A 16,729-nucleotide genomic window follows, 5' to 3' on the forward strand; every position below is an offset into this window, starting at 1 on the left:
GGGTCAGTTCCCGGTCTTCACCCGCGTCCAGGCGCGGTTCACGATCCGGTCGGTGCGCGCGTCATAGGCGACGGCGGTCCAAAGGCGCGCCTTCACCTCCTCGGGCGGGAAGATGCCCGGATCGGCCAGGATCTCGGGGTCGACATAAGCCAGCGAGTCCTTGTTGGCGTTCGCATACCAGACGTAGTTGGTGATGTCGGCCGTGATCTGCGGATCCATGATGAAGTTGATGAACTTGTGCGCGTTGTCCGGGTGCGGCGCGTCGGCCGGGATGGCCAGGTTGTCGAACCACATCAGCGCGCCCTCCTTGGGGATCACATAGGCGATCTCGACGCCGTTGCCGGCCTCGTCCGCGCGGTCGCGGGCCTGGAACACGTCGCCCGACCAGCCGACCGACAGGCACACGTCGCCATTCGCGAGGTCGGTGATGTATTGCGACGAGTGGAAATAGCGCACATAGGGCCGGATCTTCATCAGAAGCTCGGCGCCGGCCTCGATGTCCTCCTTCTTCTTCGACTGCGGATCGAGGCCCAGATAGTTCATTGCCGCCGGGATCATCTCGGTCGGCGCGTCGAGCAGCGTGATGCCGCAATCGGCCAGCCTGGCGGCGTTCTCGGGGTCGAAGACCAGCGCCCAGCTGTCGGTCGGCGCGTCATCGCCCAGCCGCTCGGCCACCTTGCCGACGTTGTAGCCGATGCCGGTGGTGCCCCACATGTAGACCACGGAATGCTCGTTGCCCGGATCGTGCGCCGCGGCCTTGGCCATGATCTCGGGGTCCATGTGGCGCAGGTTCGGCAGCTTGGACTTGTCCAGCTTCATGTAGACGCCGGCGGCGATCTGGCGCTGGAGGAAATCGCCCGTGGGCACGACCACGTCGTAGCCCGAATTGCCGGCCATCATCTTGGCCTCGAGCACTTCGTTCGAGTCGAAGACGTCGTAGGTCACCTTGATGCCGGTGGCGGCCTCGAACTTGGCGATCGTGTCTTCGGCGATGTAGTCGGACCAGTTGTAGACGTTGAGGACCTTCTCCTCCTCGGCCTGCGCCCCTGCGGCGGCCAGGGCGAGGATGAACGGAGAGATGCGGGCCAGATGCGACTTCATGCTTCACCTTCCTGTCATCGGCGCGGGCGGATCCTTGGGCGCCCGCCGCGCGCTGCGCCGGGCGGGGACGAATCGCTGCGCGCCCCCGCGCCCGGCCTCAGGCCCCGACAATAGCCGCGCGCGCGCGGCTGCGGCAAAGCGAAACTGCCCTTGAAGGCCGATTTCGTGATCACGCACGCCCCGAACGTGATCACGCCGGCGGCGTCAGTAGCCGCGAAATCCCTGCACGATCCAGATGCCGTAAGCGACCGAACGATCGGCATGAGTGGGGAAGGCCCCCTCCTCCCACAGCTCGGCGCGGGCGAAGCGGCGGGCGATGCGCGCGGCCTGCTCGGGGTTCTGGATGACCAGGACCATGACGCGCCCATCCCCCGGCTCGAGCCGCGAGGTCATCTCGAAATGGTTCGAGGGCGCGCCGTCCGGGTCCCACACGGCGATGTCCGCAAGCCCCAGCCCGCCCAGATACATGCACTCGGACAGGCGGCGGCGGTCGTTCGAGGCCAGGGCGTCGGCGCCCTCCTCCTCGAGCGCGGTCAGCGCCCGCTCGCACAAGGGCGCGCCGTCGCGCATCTTCTTGAACGGATCGAAGCGGCGCGGCAGCGACGGGCCGGCCAGATCGTAAAGCGCCCCGGCCGCCAGCACCGCCGCCGCGGCGACGGCGCCGATGACCAGATGCGCGCGCAGCGCCCGCGACCAGCCGCGCTCGAGCAGCCAGCGCGCGGCCAGGATCGCGCCCGCCACATAGGCCGGCGCCGCCCAGTTGGGATTGGCCTGGCTGAGCAGCGCCTGCACGCACATCGCCGCCAGAAGCGGCGCGCTCATCCACGCCGCAAGCCGCGCGCGCCAGTCGCCGCGCCAGCCGCGCGCGCGCGCCACCCGCCACAGCCCCGCCAGCAACGCCGCGAAGGCCACGGGACCGAACACCCCAAGCTGCGCGGCCAGGAACTCGGCCAGCTTGCCGGGGCGCAGGCCGGCGCGCGCAAGCTCGGCATTCTCGGACAGATGCGCGATGGTGGCGAAGCCATGCGTGGCGTTCCACCACAGATTGGGCGCCAGAACCGCCAGCGCCGTCGCCGCCATCGCCGCCGCCCCCATGCGCGCGCGTCGATCCGCCGGCCCCTGGCGCGCGAACAGCGCGTAGCCCAGCGCCGACAGGGCGAAGGCGATGGCGGTGTATTTGGCCAGCAGCCCCAGCCCCAGCCCAAGCCCGGCCAGCGCCCACCAGCCCAGCGCGCCCCGGCCCTGCGCGGTCATGGCCCGCGTCAGCGCCCACAGCGCCAGCGCCCAGCCCGCCATCATGGGCGGATCCGTGGTCATCAGCATGGCCGACACCGAAACCCCCGGCGCGGCGGTGTAGAGCGCCGCCGCCCAGAACCCGGTGCGCGCATCCCAAAGCCGCCGCGCCGCGGCGAAGATCAGCGCCCCGATCGCCAGATGCGCGACGGGCGAGAAGAAGCGCAGCGAGAAATCCGAAAGCCCCAGCAGCTCGGTCGAAAGGCGGATGAGCCAGGCCGTCAGCGGCGGCTTCGAATAATAGCCCAGGTCCAGCGCCTCGGCGTAAACCCAGTATTGGGCCTCGTCGAAATGAACCGGGACGATGCCCAGGGCGTTGATCGCAAGGCGCAGCGCGAAGACCCCGAGCAGCAGCAGAGCCGCGCGCCCCCACCAGCGCCGGTCATCGGCGCCGGGCGCGCCGGGCGGGCTCTTGCGGCGCGCTTTCGCGGGGCCGCGCGCGCCCGCCTTCGCCGCCCCCCTGGCCGGCGCCTTCTCGCCGCCCTTCTCGCCGCCCTTCGCCGCCGCCCGCGCGCCGGATCTTGCGCCGGCGCGCCCGCGCCCGCCGGAACCGGCCGCCGGACCGCCGGACCGAGGGGTGTCGCCTTGCTCGCTCATGCGCCGCTCCCACGCTGACCATGGCGCCGCGCCCGCGCCGCGCCGCCCGCGCGCAGCTTTGCCCCGAGCCGCCGCCCGACGCAAGGCGCGCGGGGGTCGCGGGGATGGCGGGCGGCGGTGGCGCGCCCAGACATTCCGTTGTATGAATGAACGCAGCCCCGCGCGCCCGCCCGGCGCGCCCAGAGAAAGGACCGCGCATGACCGACGCCCGACGCATGCTTCGCCCCGCCGCCCCGTCGCGGCGCGACCTTCTGCGCCTTGCCGCCCTGGCGCCCGCCCTGTCCCTGGCCGCGCCGCTGCGCGCGCTGGCGCTCGGCCCGGCTCCGGCCGATCAGGCGCCAGGCTGGTTCCGCTTCATGCTGGGCGAGACCGAGATCACCATCTGCTCGGACGGCGCGCTCAAGACCCCGACGACGCTGCTGGGCGTCAACGCCCCGCGCGAGGAGGTGGCCGCCTATCTGGCCGCGCACCATCTGGACGCGCAGACCAACTACGCGCACACCAACCACGTCGTCATCCGCCGCGGGCAGCGCGTAGCGCTGGTCGATCTGGGCTCGGGCTCGCGCTGGCAGGCCACGGCGGGGCGGCTGACGCGGAACATGCAGGCCGCCGGCCTCGCGCCGGACGAGGTGACCGACGTCTTCGTCACCCACGCCCATCCCGACCACATCTGGGGCGCGATGGACGATTTCGACGAGCCGCTCATGGTCAACGCCCAGCACCGCATCGGCGCCGACGAGCGCGCCTTCTGGATGCAGGAGGGGCTGATCGACCGGGTCGAGCCGCAGATGCAGCAATTCGTCGTCGGGGCGCGCAACGCCATCGAAGCGCTGGGCGACCAGCTGACCGACATCGCCCCGGACGAAGAGCTTGCGCCGGGCATGCGCGCCGTGGCCACGCCCGGGCACACGGCCGGGCACATGTCGCTGCTGGTCGAGGATCCCTCGGGGGCGGGGCTGCTGGCGCTGGGCGACGCAATGAATCACGCCCTCATCAGCGTCGAGCGCCCCGACTGGCATTTCGGCTTCGACGCCGACCGCGAAATGGCCGCGCGCACGCGCCGCGCCCTTCTGGCGCGCGCCGCCGACGAGGGGCTGGTGGTGGTCGGCTACCACTTCCCCTTCCCCGGCGTCGGCCACATCATCCGCGAGGGCGAGGGCTTCCGCTTCCTGCCGGCGCTCTGGCGCTGGCCCGAGTGAGCGCCCGGGCGCCCGAGCCATGCCCGGGCGCCCGCCCGCTTCGCCTGCGCGGCGCCTGCTCGGAACGCGCGTTCCGGGCGCCTGTTGCGGGCGCTTATTCGGCGGCGCGCTCGCGCGCGGGGGCGGCGCCCAGGCACAGGCGCGCGCGGGCCTCTTCGTATTCGCGCTTGAAGCGGGCGACGAGCTGCGCGGCCGGCAGCACCTCGCGCACCGGGGCGATCCCCTGCCCGCAGCCCCAGATGTCCTTCCAGGCCTTGGCCTTGGTGTTGCCGCCCGAGCCGAAGTTCATCTTCGACGGATCGCTTTGCGGCAGGTTGTCGGGATCGAGCCCCGCCGCCTCGATCGAGGCGCGCAGATAGTTGCCATGCACGCCGGTGAAGAGGTTGGTGTAGACGATGTCCTCGCCGCGCCCGGCGACCACGCCCTGCTTGTAGGCGTCCGAGGCGCGCGCCTCTTCGGTGGCGATGAAGGGCGAGCCGACATAGGCCAGATCCGCCCCCATCGCCTGCGCCGCCAGCACCGCCGCGCCGGTGCCGATGGCGCCCGACAGCAGCAGCGGCCCGTCGAACCACTCTCGGATCTCGGACACCAACGCGAAGGGCGACAGCGTGCCCGCATGCCCGCCCGCGCCCCAGGCCACGGCGATGAGCCCGTCGGCGCCCTTCTCGATCGCCTTGCGGGCGAACTTGTCGTTGACGACGTCGTGCAGGACGATGCCGCCATAAGAATGGATGGCCTCGTTCACCTCTTCGCGCGCGCCAAGCGAGGTGATGACGATCGGAACCTTGAACTTCACGCAGGCTTCGACGTCATGCATCAGCCGGTCGTTCGAGCGGTGCACGATCTGGTTCACCGCGAAGGGCGCGGCGGGATTGTCGGGGTTGGCCTGGTTGTGGCGGTCGAGCGCTTCGGTGATGGTCTCGAGCCACTCGTGCAGCTGCTCGGCCGGGCGCGCGTTCAGCGCCGGGAACGAGCCCACCACCCCCGCCTTGCACTGGGCGATCACCAGGTCGGGGTTCGAGATGATGAAGAGCGGCGAGGCCACCATGGGCACGCTCAGATTCTGCAAGATGGGCGGCAGCGACATGCGCAAGGTCTCCTGTGTTCGGCGCCGGCGGGCGCGGCGCGGGGCGTGCGGATGGCGCGCGGGCCCGAAGGCCCGCGGGCGCGGCGCGCTCAGGGCGTGATCATCACCTTGCCGTCGGGGCGGCGCAACGCTTCGGCCAGGCCCTCGACCACCTGATCGAGCGGCAGCCTGGCGCTGACGTCGGTGCGCCACTTGCCGGTGGCGAAGCGCTCCTGCACCTCCTGCACGACCTTGATGCGCTGTTCCATGGGCGTGGACTGCATCCAGCGCGTCAGCCAGAAGCCCTCGATGCGCTTGTTCATGAAGATGAACTGGCCCATCTGCGTCAGCCGCGGCGCCTCGGACGAGAGCTTGCCGTAGGTGATCCAGCGCGCGCCGCTGCGCATGGCGAAGAACATGTCGGCGCTGTTCTGGTCGCCCACAGCGTCGAGCAGGATGCGCGGCTTGCGCGCGGCGGCGACGGCGGCGAAACGCTCGTGAAAATCGGGGGCGGTGGTGACCAGCACCTCGGCCGCGCCCAGCGCCCGCAGCGCCTCGGCCTGGGCCTCGCGGCGCACGGTGGCGATGGCCGGGATGCCGTGGTCGCGCCCAAGCCCGATGGCCAGCTTGCCCAGCTGGCTGCCGGCGGCGGTGAAGACGAAGCTTTCGGCGCCGTCCTCGCGCACGATGTCGAACATGGCCATGGCGGTCAGCGGGTTGACGATCTGCGCGGCCGCGTCCTCGTCGCGCAGGTCGGGGCGCACGGGAATGCAGGCCGAGGCGTCGGTCAGCGCGTATTCGGCCCAGGCGCCCGAATGGGTGGCGACGAAGGCCACGCGCTGGCCCACCAGCGACTCGGCGTAGGCGCCCTTGCCCGCCACCACCGTGCCGCAGCCCTCGAAGCCGGCGGGCGCGCCCTTGACGCGCGGCTGGCCGTATTCGCCCTTGATGAAGTGGATGTCCGAGGGATTGACCGAAGCCATCGCGACCTTGATCAGCACCTGCCCCTCGGCGGGCTGGGGCACGGGAATCTCGCGCAGCTCGAGAAAGGGGGCGGCGTCGTCCAGGGTCGGGCCCGTGGCCGTGCCCGAATATCCGTCATGCAGCTGGACGACGGCCTTCATCGTCTGGGGAATGGTCATGGGCGTGTCTTCTCCTGTTTGAATGCGCGCCGGATGCGTCGGCGCGTCGGCCCCGGCGCGCCGAACCGCCTGGGGCGGGGCGCGCCGGGGCGCGGGACCGGGACGGGGGACTGGGGCGCGGGACCGGGGCGGGCGGGGCCGCCCCCGCCGCGCTCAGACCTTCTGCTGGGTATGCTTGCGCAGCTCGGCGCGCGCGATCTGGCGCCGGTGCACCGCGTCGGGGCCGTCGGCCAGGCGCAGCGTGCGCACATGCACCCACATGTCGGCCAGGGGGGTTTCCTGGCTGACGCCGGCGCCGCCGAACATCTGCACCGCTTCGTCGATGACCTTGAGCGCGACGCGCGGCGCGACGACCTTGATCTTGCTGATCCACGGCGCGGCGGCGCGCGCGTCGCCCTGGTCCATCATCCACGCCGCCTTCAGGCACAAAAGGCGCGCCTGCTCGATCTCCATGCGGCACTCGGCGATGATGTCGTAGTTGGCGCCCAGCTGGTAGAGGGGCTTGCCGAAGGCCTCGCGGGTGAGCGAGCGCTTGATCATCAGCTCGAGCGCGGCCTCGGCCTGGCCGATGGCGCGCATGCAGTGATGGATGCGCCCCGGGCCGAGGCGCCCCTGGCTGATCTCGAAGCCGCGGCCCTCGCCCAGAAGCAGGTTCTCGACCGGCACGCGCACGTTCTCGAACTTCAGATGCAGGTGGCCGTGGGGCGCGTCGTCATGGCCGTAGACCTGCATGGCGCGGATCTTGGTGATGCCCGGCGTGTCGGCGGGCACCACGATCATCGAATGCTGCTGGTGCTTGGGCCGGTTCGGATCGGGCGTGTAGACCATGGTGATGTAGACCTTGCAGCGCGGATCGCCCGCGCCCGAGGACCACCACTTCTCGCCGTTGAGGACGTATTCGTCGCCCTCGCGCACGCAGGACATGCGCATGTTGGTCGCGTCCGAGCTGGCCACCCCCGGCTCGGTCATCAGATAGGCCGAGCGGATCTCGCCGTTGAGCAGCGGCTTGAGCCAGCGCTCCTTGTGCTCGGGCGAGCCGTAGCGCTCGAGCACCTCCATGTTGCCGGTGTCGGGGGCCGAGCAGTTGAACGTCTCGGCGCCCAGATGGGCCTTGCCCATCTCTTCGGCCAGATAGGCGTATTCGACGGTGGTCAGGCCCCAGCCGTTCTCGGAATTGGTGAGCCAGAAGTTCCACAGCCCCTCGGCCTTGGCCTTGGCCTTGAGCCCCTCGAGGATCTCGGTCATGCGCGGGGTGAAGGACCAGCGGTCGCCGTTCTTGCCGACCTCGGCCAGGAATTCCTCCGAGGCGGGCGCGATCTCGTCGCGCACCATGGCGGCGACGCGCGCGTGCAGCGGCTTGAGCCGCTCGGTCATGCCCAGATCCATGCTCATGCTTTCTCTCCCTTTTCCGCCGCCGGGCCGTGCAGGCCGTGCAGGCAATAGGCGGCGATCTTTTCGATCAGTTCGTTGCGGTCGGCCTCGGTCTCGCCCTCGCGCGGGCGATACCAGAAGACGGCGCCGTTGGCGGCGGCCAGCATGGTCCGCGCCGTCAGCGGCACGTCGCAGGGGGCGTAGAGGCCCAGCTCGACGCCCTCGGCGATGGCTTTCTCGAACAGGCGCTGGTGCCTGTCGCGCAGGGCGATCAGCCCGGCCAGGGCCTCGCGCTGTTCGGGGGTGGTGGCGGCGCGCAGATGCAGGTCCACGCCCTGCAGCGCGACCCGGTGATAGGGCCGGTCGCGCAGGATCGAGCGCAGATGCGCGCGCAGCATCCGCGCCATGCGCCCCTCGGGCGGGCCGGCCGCGGCCGCGGCGGCGGTCTGGTCGTGGATCAGCTCGAGCGAGTAGCGCACCACGTCCACGAACAGGTCCAGCTTCGAGCGATACCAGTGATAGACCCGCCCCTTGGTCGCGCCCATGCGCCGCGCCACGTCGTCGATCGAGGCGGCGCCGAACCCCTTTTCCATGAAGCACTGCGCCGCGGCGTCCAGCACCTCTTCGCGCGGCGACCGCGCCCCCTCGCGCCCGCCCGCGGCTTCGGCGCGGGCGGCGTCGGGGCTGTCGGGGGCGTTTGCGCCGGCGGCCGGTTCGGCGGGGGTCATGCGGGCTCCGATGGCGGTTGCGTTGACGCGACTCACGCTACATACTACCCGGTATGTTGTCCAGTCCGCAGAACGACGGACCGCGACGCGAAACGACGATCGCTCTCAGGGAGGAACGCATGAGCTATCTCGAGGACATGTTCGGCGTGGCCGGCAAGACCGCGCTGGTCACCGGCGGCGCGACCGGAATCGGCCGCATGATCGCCGAGGGCCTGGCGGCGGGCGGCGCGCGGGTGCTCATCGCCTCGCGCAAGGGCGAGGACTGCGCCCGCGTCGCCGAAGAGATCAACGCCCTGGGCCACCCGGGCAAGGTCGAGGGCTTCGGCGGCGACGTGGGCACGGAGCAGGGCGTGGCCGACCTGGCCGCCGAGGTCGCGCGCCGCACCGACCGCCTGCCGATCCTGGTCAACAACGCCGGCGTGTCCTGGGGCGCCCCGCTGGGCCAGTTCCCCTGGGACGCCTGGGACAAGGTCATGCGCGTGAACGTCGCGGGCCTGTTCCACCTGACGCAGACGCTGCTGCCGCTTCTGGACGCGGCCGCCACCGACGACGACCCCGCGCGCGTCATCAATCTGGGCTCGGTCATGGGCGCCTGGCCCATCGGCGACGGCGCGTATTCCTATTCGGCCTCGAAGGCGGCGGTGCATCACCTGACGCGCATCCTGGCCAAGGAGCTGGCGCACAAGCGCATCACCTTCAACGCCTTCGCCCCCGGCCCCTTCCAGTCGCGCATGACCGCCTTCGCCACCGGCGACGCCGAGAAGGCCGCCCGCGTCGCCGCCGGCGTGCCGCTGGGCCGCATCGGCCGCCCCGAGGACGTGCAGGGCGCGGCGCTGTTTCTGTGCTCGAAGGCCGGCGCCTACGTCACCGGCGCCATCCTGCCGCTCGACGGCGGCATCGGCGTGCACACCGGCGGCGATCTGTTCGGGAGGGACTGATGCACGACGGAAGCCTCGGCGCGCCCGCGCCGCACCCCAACGCGATGGAGCACGATATGACGCAGATCCAGGATTTCGACCCGCGCGAGCGCCCCGCCCCCGTCTGGACGGTCGAGCAGCTCATGGCCGCCCAGGGCAAGGAGATCGGCGTCTCGTCCTGGATCGAGATCACGCAGGAGCGCGTGAACATGTTCGCCGTCGCCACCGACGACCGCAACTTCATCCACGTCAACCCCGAGCGCACGCGCCGCGAGGCGGGGCTGCGCGGGACCATCGCGCATGGCTTCCTGACGCTGTCGCTGCTTTCGGCCATGAGCTACGAGGTCACGCCGCGCATCGAGGGCGCCACGCTGGGCCTGAACTACGGCGTGGACAAGGCGCGCTTCCTGACCCCCGTGCCCGTGGGCGCGCGCGTGCGCGGGCGCATCTCGCTGGCCGAGGTCACGCGCAAGCCCGGCGCGCTCATCATCGCCTGGGACGCGGTGGTCGAGATCGAGGGCGCCGAGGTGGCCGCGGGCGGGCGCCCGGCCATGATCGCCCGCTGGCTGAGCCACATCACGCTGGGGCACAAGGCATGAGCGCGAATCCCGCGGCCACGCTCGACGTCGCGGCGCTGGGCCCGTATCTGGAGGCCAACATCCCCGGCTTCCGCGGCCTGCGCGCGGCGGTCAAGTTCCCCACCGGCCAGTCCAACCCCACCTTCCGCCTCGAGGCCGACAGCGGCCTTTACGTGCTGCGCGCCAAGCCGCCGGGCAAGCTGCTCAAATCGGCCCATCAGGTGGATCGCGAGTTCCGCGTCATGCGCGCGCTCGAGGGCACGAACGTGCCCGTGCCGCGCGCGCTGTTCCTGGCCCCCGAGGACAACCCCATCGGGCGCATGTTCTACGTCATGGAGCATCTCGACGGGCGCGTGCTGTGGGACCCGGCCCTGCCCGACATGACCCCGCGCGACCGGGCCGAGATCTATGACGCCATGAACGCGACGCTGGCGGCGCTGCACGACGTCGACGTCGAGGCCGCCGGGCTGGCCGATTTCGGCAAGCCGGGCAGCTATTTCGTGCGCCAGCTGGGGCGCTGGACGCAGCAATACCGGGCCTCGGCGGTCGAGCCGATCGCGGACATGGACGCGCTCATCGCCTGGCTCGAGCGGCATGTGCCCGAGGATGACGGGCAGGTCTCGCTGGTGCATGGCGACTACCGGCTGGACAACATGATGTTCGCCCGGGACGAGAACCGCGTCATCGCGGTGCTGGACTGGGAGCTGTCCACGCTGGGGCACCCCCTGGCCGATCTGGCCTATCAATGCATGCAGTGGCGCCTGCCCCATGAGGGGGGCTTCCGAGGGCTTGCGGGCGTCGAGCGCGGCCCCGCCACGGGCATTCCCACCGAGGCCGAATACGTGGCCGCCTATTGCCGGCGCCGCGGCATCGCCGAGATCCCGGACTGGACCTTCTGCCTTGCGTTCAGCTTCTTCCGCCTCGCGGCGATCCTGCAGGGCGTCTACAAGCGCGCGCTCGACGGCAACGCCTCGAACCCCGAAAGGGCGCTCGAGATCGGCAAGAACGTGCCGCGCCTGGCGGCGCTGGCCATGGACTGCATCAGGGAGGATTCATGAAGAAGCGTTTCGACGGCCTGGCCGTCCTCATCACAGGCGCGACGGGGGGCTTCGGCCGCCTGGCCGCCGCCGCCTTCGCCGAGGAAGGCGCGCGGCTGGTCCTGTCGGACCGCGCGCCCGCGCCGCTCGAATCGCTGGCCCAGACGCTGGACGCGGAATGCGTGACGCTGGCCGGCGACGTTGCCGATCCCGCGCTGCACCGCGACCTGGTCGCCCTGGCCGAGGACAGCTTCGGCGGCCTCGACGTGGCGGTGAACAATGCGGGCATCGCCCACCCCGCCGCCCGGCTCGAGGACATCTCGGACGAGGACGCGCGCGCCGTGATCGAGATCGACCTCCTGGCCGTGTTCTACGCCATGAAGGCGCAGATCCCGGCCATGACCGCGCATGCCGCGCGCACCGGGCGCGGCGCGGCCATTGTCAACATCGCCTCGGTGGCGGGGCTGGCGGGGGCGCCGACCATCTCGGTCTATTCGGCGGCCAAGCACGGGGTGGTGGGGCTGACGCGCTCGGCCGCGGCCGAGAACGCGCGCCGCGGGCTGCGCGTGAACGCCGTGTGCCCCGCCTTCGCGCGCACGCCCATGGTCGAGGCCGGCCTGCTGAGCGGCGAGGACCAGGCCGAGGCCGAGCGTCGCCTGACGCGCGGCGTGCCCATGCGCCGCGTCGCCGATCCGGCCGAGATCATCCCGGCCATCCTGTTCGCCGCCGATCCGGCCAACAGCTTCATGACCGGGCAGACCCTGGCGCCGGACGGCGGCATCACCGCCATCTGACGCCGATGCGCAGGGGCCGCGCCGCGCGGCCCCCGCCTTCGCGCCCTGGCGCGGACCAGCGAAGCGCGGCCGAGGCCCGGCGCGACGACCCCCCGACCCAATCCGGCCCTGCGAGACCGCGGCGCGGTTGCTCGGCCATCTTTCCGGCCAGCCGCCGGGCGCGCTTCGCTCGGCCCGCGCTCGACATGCCGCGGCGCCCTGACTTCCGCTGCAGGCGGCCGAGGCGCCCGCGTCCCTCAGCCCGCCGCCCGGCCGTCCGCCGAGCCCGCGCCAAGGCGCCCGAAGACCTCGGCCAGCATGGCCTCGATCTCGGCGCGGTCCTGATCGTCGAAGAAGGCCGGCCGGTCGCTGTCCACGTCCAGCACCCCCAGCAGCGCGCCGCACCCGTCGAAGACCGGCGCGACGATCTCCGAGCGCGTCGAGGACGAGCACGCGATGTGCCCCGGAAAGGCGTCCACGTCGTCCACCACCTGCGTGCGCCCGGTGCGCGCCGCCGCCCCGCACACCCCGCGCGAGAACGGGATGGTCAGGCAGCCATGGCCGCCCTGATAGGGGCCGATCTTGAGCGTCTCGCGCCCGACGTTGCGATAGAAACCCACCCAGTCCCAGCCGTCGAAGGCGTGGAACAGCTCGCACGCCACCGTGGCCATCAGCGCCACCACGTCCTCCTCGCCCTCGGTCAGGGCGCGGATGCGCGCGCGCGTCTCGCGCCAGATCTCGGTCTTGTCCATGCTCTCGCCCCCATTTGCATGCGCGCGCCCATCCATGTGCGCGCTCGCCTGCGTCGCGCTCACGCCGCCTCGTCCATGCGCGCGCGCCACAGCGCCCATGCGCGCGCCTCGGCCGCCTCGAGATCGGGCGCCAGACCCGCCGACAACAGCGCCAGCGCCGCCGTGCCCGCCACCGTCGCCGCGGCGTAGGGGTCCTCCTCCTCGCCGCGCCAGACGGCCAGAAACCGCGCGACCGAAGGCTCGGGCTCGGCATGGCGGCGCGGGGGGGCCTCGATCAGCGGCGGCGCGCTCTGCTCGAAGGCGCGCCCCTCGTGCAGGCGGAACAGCTCGACCGCCTTGGCCGGAACGCGCTCCGCCTCGCCGCCGCCGCCCTTGACCGCGATCATCGCCCGCGCGCCCAGAAGCCCCGCCGCCTCTTGCTGCAAGGCGCGGTAGGAGGGGTGGAACACCCCCTGCACCGAGCCCCCCGCCCCCGCCGGATCGAACAGCTTGAGCGCCGTATTCACCGGCGAGCGCAGGCCCAGCTTTTCGCGCAGGCGCAAGACGCGCAGGAGCTCGGCGTCGATCGCCTCGAGCGGCGCGTAGGCGAAGCCGTCGGCCGCCAGCGCCGCCGCCGCCTCGGCCGGCGTGCCCGCCGGCGCGATCCCCAGCGCCTCGAGCGCGGCGCGCGTGTGCAGGGGGTGGCTCATGTGGCTGTTGTAGCCATGCATGAACACCCGCGCCCCGCCGCGCGCCGCCAGCAGCGCCGCCAGCACGAACCACGGCGCCCCGCGCGTGCGCCCGGCCGCGTAGGAGGGCCAGTCCAGCGTCGCGCCGATACCCGTCCAGGAGCGCGCGCGCGCGCGCATGGCGTCGACGAAGCCGGCGATCTCGTCGGCGTTCTCGCCCCGGTAGCGCATGAGCATGAGCAGCGCGCCCACCGCCTCGGGCGCGGCGCGGCCGTCAAGGATGCGCGCCATGGCGTCGGCGGCCTCGGCGCGGGTCAGATGGCGCGCGCGGCCCGGCCCGCGCCCCAGCGCGCGCACATGCGCCGCAAAGGCGGCGTCGTCTTCGTCGGATCGTCCGGTCGTCATGGCGCGTTCGGCTCCTGCGGCTACGGGCGGGCGGGGGCCAGACGCAGCGCGTTGCTCAGCCGCCCGGCGGCCTCGGGGCCGACGGCGCCGCAGATTCGCACCGCCCCGCCCGGCTCGGCCGCCAGGCAGTAATCATGCGATCCGGCGTCCAGATTCAAGGCCATGCGCGGCGCCGCCTGCGCCGCCAGCGCCAGCGCAGCCTCGTGCAGCGTCAGCGGCGCGCCGCTGTTCCACAGCCCCACCGCCCCGTCGGCGCGCTGGAACAGGATGCGGCGGCGCGCGCGCGGCGCGTCCTCGGCCGGGCGCAGGTCCAGCGCGCCCTCGCGGATGAGCAGATGGGACTGCATCGCCGAAGCGCCCGCCCCCTCGGCCGCGCGCGCGAAAGCCACGCGCCCGGCCAGCGTGGACAGGTCGTGCACGCGCCCCCCAAGCGGCACGGCGCGCACCTGCGCGATGCGCAGCGCGCCGTCCGCGCCGATCAGCGCCAGCCCGTCCATGCGCGCAAGCTCGAGGCTGACGCGCCGGCCCTTGCGGATGAACACGCCCACCGGCTTGGGCTTGCCGCCCGCGCGCCGGTCGGTCGCGGTGTAGGCGCCCGCCGCCTCGACCGCGCCGGGCGGCGGGCGCCCCAGAAGGTCGGCGTCCTCGGGCAGCAGCAGAAGCTGGGCCTCATAGGCGCCCGGACAGGCGAAGAACTCGATCCGCGCGGGCGGCTCGGCCTCGGGCGCGGGCGCGCAGCCCGCCGCCGCGGCCGCGGCCCGAAGCGCCAGCGCGGCCGCAAGCCCGAGCGCGCGGCGCGCCCGACTCACGAGGGGGTGATGCCGCGCAGACGCTCGGAGCGGCGGCGCAGCAGCTCGAGCACCGTCAGCAGGATGACCGACAGCGTGACCAGGATCGTGGCCACCGCCAGGATGGTCGGGCTGATCTGCTCGCGCAGGCCCGTGAACATCTGCCAGGGCAGCGTCTTCTGCCCGGCCGAGCCGACGAACAGCACCACCACCACCTCGTCGAACGAGGTGATGAAGGCGAACAGCGCGCCCGACACCACGCCCGGCAGGATCAGCGGCATCTGCACCTTGAAGAAGGTGCGCACCGGCCCCGCCCCCAGATTGGCCGCCGCGCGCACCAGCGAGCGGTCGAAGCCCACCAGCGTCGCCGTGACCGTGATGATGACGAAGGGCGTGCCCAGCGCCGCATGCGCCAGCACCACGCCCCAATAGGTGCCCTGCAGCCCGATGCGCGAGTAGAAGAAATACATGCCCGCGGCCGAGATGATCAGCGGCACGATCATGGGCGAGATCAGCACCGCCATGATCGTTCCCTTGAAGGGCATCTTGCCCGAGCTGAGCCCGATCGCCGCCAGCGTTCCGAAGGCCACCGACAGCAGCGTGGCCATGGGCGCGATCGAGAACGAGTTGCGCAGCGCGTTCTGCCAGCCCGAGTCGGTGAAGAAGTCGCGGTAGTGATCCAGGCTGTAGCCGGACGCCTCGAAGCGCAGCATCTCGGGGGTGAAGGTGAAGAAGGGCTGCGCGTTGAAGCTGAGCGGGATGATGATCAGGATCGGGATGATCAGGAACAGGAAGATCAGCGCGCAGATGAAGCGGAAGGCGTAGTGCCAGCCGCGCTGCAGCGGAGTCGCGTAGGGGGGGAGCTTGCTCATGGTCCGTCTCCTCAGCCCAGCTTGACGTTGTCGATGCCGACGATCTTGTCGTAGGCCCAGTAGAGCGCCAGCACCAGGATCAGCAGCAGCGAACCCAGCGCCGCGGCCAGCCCCCAGTTCAGCGACACCGAGATGTGGTAGGCGATGCGGTTCGAGATGAAGGTGCCCGACGTGCCGCCCACCAGCTCGGGCGTGATGTAGTAGCCGATCGCCAGGATGAAGCACAGGATCGCCCCCGCGCCGATGCCCGGGATGGTCTGCGGGAAATAGACCCGCCAGAAGGCGGTCCAGTCGTTGGCGCCAAGGCTCTTGGCCGCGCGCACATAGCTGGGCGGCACCGTCTTCATCACCGAATAGAGCGGCAGGATCATGAAGGGCAGCAGGATGTGCGTCATGGCGATGATCGTGCCCGTCTGGTTGTTGATCAGCGCCAGCCGGTGCGCGTCGTCGATCAGCCCGATCCCGACCAGCAGGTCGTTGATCACGCCCTGCTGCTGCAGCAGCACCTTCCACGCCGAGGTGCGCACCAGAAGCGAGGTCCAGAACGGCAGCAGCACCAGGATCATCAGGAGGTTCGAGGTGCGCGCGGGCAGGTTCGCCAGCAGCCACGCCACCGGATAGCCCAGCAGCAGGCACATGCCGGTGATGACCGCCGAAAGCGAGATCGTGCGCCAGAACAGCGTCAGATAGATGCGGTCCTTCTCGTCTCGCAGATGAACGCCCTGGGCGTCGCGCTGCATGTCGAGCGCAGCCAGGAAGTAGCCGTCGGTGAAGCGCGGCGAGAACTGCTTGATGACGCGCCAGGTCTCGACGTCGCCCCAGTCCTTGTCGGCGTTGACGAATTGCGGCTTGAGCGGCTTGTCGGGGTCCATGCGCTTGATCCGCCGGCCCGTCTTGCGGAAGACCGACGAGATGCCCGACTTCTCGTAGTTGAGCCGCTGGCCCACCTGGGTGTGCTTCTTCTCGGCGACGGCGACCTTGAGATCCTCGTAGAGCGCGCGGAACACCGGCTCGTCGGGGGCCTGACCGCTGGCCGGGTCCCAGTCCTTGAGCGCCTCGACCGTGCGCGGCAGCGTGTCGGCGACGATCTCGTTCTCGACCGAGCGGAACAGCATGTCGCCGATGGGGGCGATGAAGGTCAGCAGGATGAAGCCCAGAAGCGGCGCCGTCAGCAGAAAGGCGCGCAGCCGCAGCCGCCGCTCGGCCCGCCGCAGCGATACCTTCAGCGGCGTTCCGTCCGCGGCCAGGACCGGCCCGCCATTCGCGCTCGCGTCGCTCATCTTCGCCTCGCTCGCTTGCTTGTTTCCGATCGGCGCCACCACTGGGGCGTCGCGCGCCTCGGCGCGGTCCGCCATGCGGGCCGCCCCGGGGGGCGCGGGGTCGGGCGCGGCGAAGGATGCCGCCGCGCCCGCGCGTCATCGGCGGCGGCCCGCCCGGAAGAC

At 71.7% G+C, this 16,729-nt stretch carries 15 protein-coding genes and 1 pseudogene; 5 read left to right on the forward strand and 11 right to left on the reverse strand.

The genetic code is table 11. The features are described 5' to 3' along the window. Positions 1–3 precede the first annotated feature (3 nt). Both LY05_RS06565 and LY05_RS06570 read right to left on the reverse strand, forming a co-directional pair. Positions 4–1,101, reverse strand: coding sequence for a polyamine ABC transporter substrate-binding protein (locus LY05_RS06565; RefSeq protein WP_148922561.1), 1,098 nt, complete (start codon positions 1,099–1,101; stop codon positions 4–6). A 204-nt stretch (positions 1,102–1,305) separates the two neighbouring features. After that, on the reverse strand, positions 1,306–2,991 hold the full coding sequence (locus tag LY05_RS06570; protein ID WP_148922562.1) for an ArnT family glycosyltransferase: 1,686 nt from the start codon (positions 2,989–2,991) through the stop codon (positions 1,306–1,308). A 197-nt stretch (positions 2,992–3,188) separates the two neighbouring features. Here LY05_RS06570 and LY05_RS06575 point away from each other — a divergent pair, with 197 nt between their 5' ends. Further along, on the forward strand, positions 3,189–4,190 hold the full coding sequence (locus tag LY05_RS06575) for an MBL fold metallo-hydrolase (RefSeq protein ID WP_249041872.1): 1,002 nt from the start codon (positions 3,189–3,191) through the stop codon (positions 4,188–4,190). A gap of 94 nt (positions 4,191–4,284) precedes the next feature. Here the strand turns inward: LY05_RS06575 and LY05_RS06580 are convergent, their stop codons facing one another. From LY05_RS06580 to LY05_RS06595, 4 genes are all read right to left on the reverse strand, one after another. Then, positions 4,285–5,277: an NAD(P)H-dependent flavin oxidoreductase gene (locus LY05_RS06580; RefSeq protein WP_148922563.1), complete on the reverse strand. Its 993-nt coding sequence runs from the start codon at positions 5,275–5,277 to the stop codon at positions 4,285–4,287. Positions 5,278–5,366: 89 nt separating this feature from the next. Continuing rightward, positions 5,367–6,398, reverse strand: a complete 1,032-nt coding sequence (locus LY05_RS06585; protein ID WP_072745969.1) for a zinc-binding dehydrogenase — start codon at positions 6,396–6,398, stop codon at positions 5,367–5,369. A 153-nt stretch (positions 6,399–6,551) separates the two neighbouring features. Further along, positions 6,552–7,790 (reverse strand): acyl-CoA dehydrogenase family protein, encoded by a 1,239-nt coding sequence (locus LY05_RS06590; RefSeq protein ID WP_170258866.1) that lies wholly within the window; start codon positions 7,788–7,790, stop codon positions 6,552–6,554. After that, positions 7,787–8,497 carry a TetR/AcrR family transcriptional regulator gene (locus tag LY05_RS06595; protein WP_148922564.1) on the reverse strand — a complete coding sequence of 237 codons (711 nt, stop codon included), beginning with the start codon at positions 8,495–8,497 and terminating at the stop codon, positions 7,787–7,789. Before LY05_RS06595 ends, LY05_RS06590 begins: the two co-directional genes overlap by 4 nt. Before the next feature lie 119 nt (positions 8,498–8,616). Here LY05_RS06595 and LY05_RS06600 point away from each other — a divergent pair, with 119 nt between their 5' ends. The 4 genes from LY05_RS06600 to LY05_RS06615 are packed head-to-tail and all read left to right on the forward strand — an operon-like array spanning position 8,617 to position 11,823. Next, positions 8,617–9,435 (forward strand): SDR family oxidoreductase, encoded by an 819-nt coding sequence (locus LY05_RS06600; protein ID WP_072745971.1) that lies wholly within the window; start codon positions 8,617–8,619, stop codon positions 9,433–9,435. Continuing rightward, positions 9,435–10,013: a MaoC family dehydratase gene (locus LY05_RS06605; RefSeq protein WP_249041873.1), complete on the forward strand. Its 579-nt coding sequence runs from the start codon at positions 9,435–9,437 to the stop codon at positions 10,011–10,013. The genes LY05_RS06600 and LY05_RS06605 overlap by 1 nt, the downstream gene beginning before the upstream one ends. Next, positions 10,010–11,050, forward strand: a complete 1,041-nt coding sequence (locus LY05_RS06610) for a phosphotransferase (protein WP_072745972.1) — start codon at positions 10,010–10,012, stop codon at positions 11,048–11,050. Before LY05_RS06605 ends, LY05_RS06610 begins: the two co-directional genes overlap by 4 nt. Next, positions 11,047–11,823, forward strand: a complete 777-nt coding sequence (locus tag LY05_RS06615) for an SDR family NAD(P)-dependent oxidoreductase (protein ID WP_072745973.1) — start codon at positions 11,047–11,049, stop codon at positions 11,821–11,823. The genes LY05_RS06610 and LY05_RS06615 overlap by 4 nt, the downstream gene beginning before the upstream one ends. A 236-nt stretch (positions 11,824–12,059) precedes the next feature. Here LY05_RS06615 and LY05_RS06620 read toward each other — a convergent pair whose 3' ends face one another. The 5 genes and pseudogenes from LY05_RS06620 to LY05_RS06640 all read right to left on the reverse strand — a co-directional run bounded on the left by LY05_RS06620 (position 12,060) and on the right by LY05_RS06640 (position 16,567). Further along, positions 12,060–12,554, reverse strand: a complete 495-nt coding sequence (locus LY05_RS06620; RefSeq protein ID WP_148922565.1) for a GAF domain-containing protein — start codon at positions 12,552–12,554, stop codon at positions 12,060–12,062. Between the two features lie 59 nt (positions 12,555–12,613). Further along, positions 12,614–13,627: a glycosyl transferase family protein gene (locus tag LY05_RS06625; RefSeq protein ID WP_148922566.1), complete on the reverse strand. Its 1,014-nt coding sequence runs from the start codon at positions 13,625–13,627 to the stop codon at positions 12,614–12,616. Between the two features lie 20 nt (positions 13,628–13,647). Then, a complete protein-coding gene (locus LY05_RS06630; protein ID WP_072745975.1) occupies positions 13,648–14,436 on the reverse strand; it encodes a hypothetical protein in 789 nt (262 codons plus the stop codon). Next, positions 14,433–15,278 (reverse strand): annotated as a pseudogene (locus tag LY05_RS06635) (ABC transporter permease); the annotation flags it as partial. The gene LY05_RS06630 and the pseudogene LY05_RS06635, both read right to left, overlap by 4 nt. Before the next feature lie 20 nt (positions 15,279–15,298). Further along, a complete protein-coding gene (locus LY05_RS06640; protein WP_148922568.1) occupies positions 15,299–16,567 on the reverse strand; it encodes an ABC transporter permease in 1,269 nt (422 codons plus the stop codon). Positions 16,568–16,729 lie beyond the last annotated feature (162 nt).

The organism is Oceanicella actignis (assembly GCF_008124525.1).
Lineage (GTDB): Bacteria > Pseudomonadota > Alphaproteobacteria > Rhodobacterales > Rhodobacteraceae > Oceanicella > Oceanicella actignis.

What these genes read in the sequence shown, in the direction of transcription:
- LY05_RS06565 (WP_148922561.1), bottom strand. Translation starts at nt 1,101, where the DNA reads ATGAAGTCGCATCTGGCCCGCATCTCTCCGTTCATCCTCGCCCTGGCC.
- LY05_RS06570 (WP_148922562.1), bottom strand. Translation starts at nt 2,991, where the DNA reads ATGAGCGAGCAAGGCGACACCCCTCGGTCCGGCGGTCCGGCGGCCGGT.
- LY05_RS06575 (WP_249041872.1), top strand. Translation starts at nt 3,189, where the DNA reads ATGACCGACGCCCGACGCATGCTTCGCCCCGCCGCCCCGTCGCGGCGC.
- LY05_RS06580 (WP_148922563.1), bottom strand. Translation starts at nt 5,277, where the DNA reads ATGTCGCTGCCGCCCATCTTGCAGAATCTGAGCGTGCCCATGGTGGCC.
- LY05_RS06585 (WP_072745969.1), bottom strand. Translation starts at nt 6,398, where the DNA reads ATGACCATTCCCCAGACGATGAAGGCCGTCGTCCAGCTGCATGACGGA.
- LY05_RS06590 (WP_170258866.1), bottom strand. Translation starts at nt 7,790, where the DNA reads ATGAGCATGGATCTGGGCATGACCGAGCGGCTCAAGCCGCTGCACGCG.
- LY05_RS06595 (WP_148922564.1), bottom strand. Translation starts at nt 8,497, where the DNA reads ATGACCCCCGCCGAACCGGCCGCCGGCGCAAACGCCCCCGACAGCCCC.
- LY05_RS06600 (WP_072745971.1), top strand. Translation starts at nt 8,617, where the DNA reads ATGAGCTATCTCGAGGACATGTTCGGCGTGGCCGGCAAGACCGCGCTG.
- LY05_RS06605 (WP_249041873.1), top strand. Translation starts at nt 9,435, where the DNA reads ATGCACGACGGAAGCCTCGGCGCGCCCGCGCCGCACCCCAACGCGATG.
- LY05_RS06610 (WP_072745972.1), top strand. Translation starts at nt 10,010, where the DNA reads ATGAGCGCGAATCCCGCGGCCACGCTCGACGTCGCGGCGCTGGGCCCG.
- LY05_RS06615 (WP_072745973.1), top strand. Translation starts at nt 11,047, where the DNA reads ATGAAGAAGCGTTTCGACGGCCTGGCCGTCCTCATCACAGGCGCGACG.
- LY05_RS06620 (WP_148922565.1), bottom strand. Translation starts at nt 12,554, where the DNA reads ATGGACAAGACCGAGATCTGGCGCGAGACGCGCGCGCGCATCCGCGCC.
- LY05_RS06625 (WP_148922566.1), bottom strand. Translation starts at nt 13,627, where the DNA reads ATGACGACCGGACGATCCGACGAAGACGACGCCGCCTTTGCGGCGCAT.
- LY05_RS06640 (WP_148922568.1), bottom strand. Translation starts at nt 16,567, where the DNA reads ATGAGCGACGCGAGCGCGAATGGCGGGCCGGTCCTGGCCGCGGACGGA.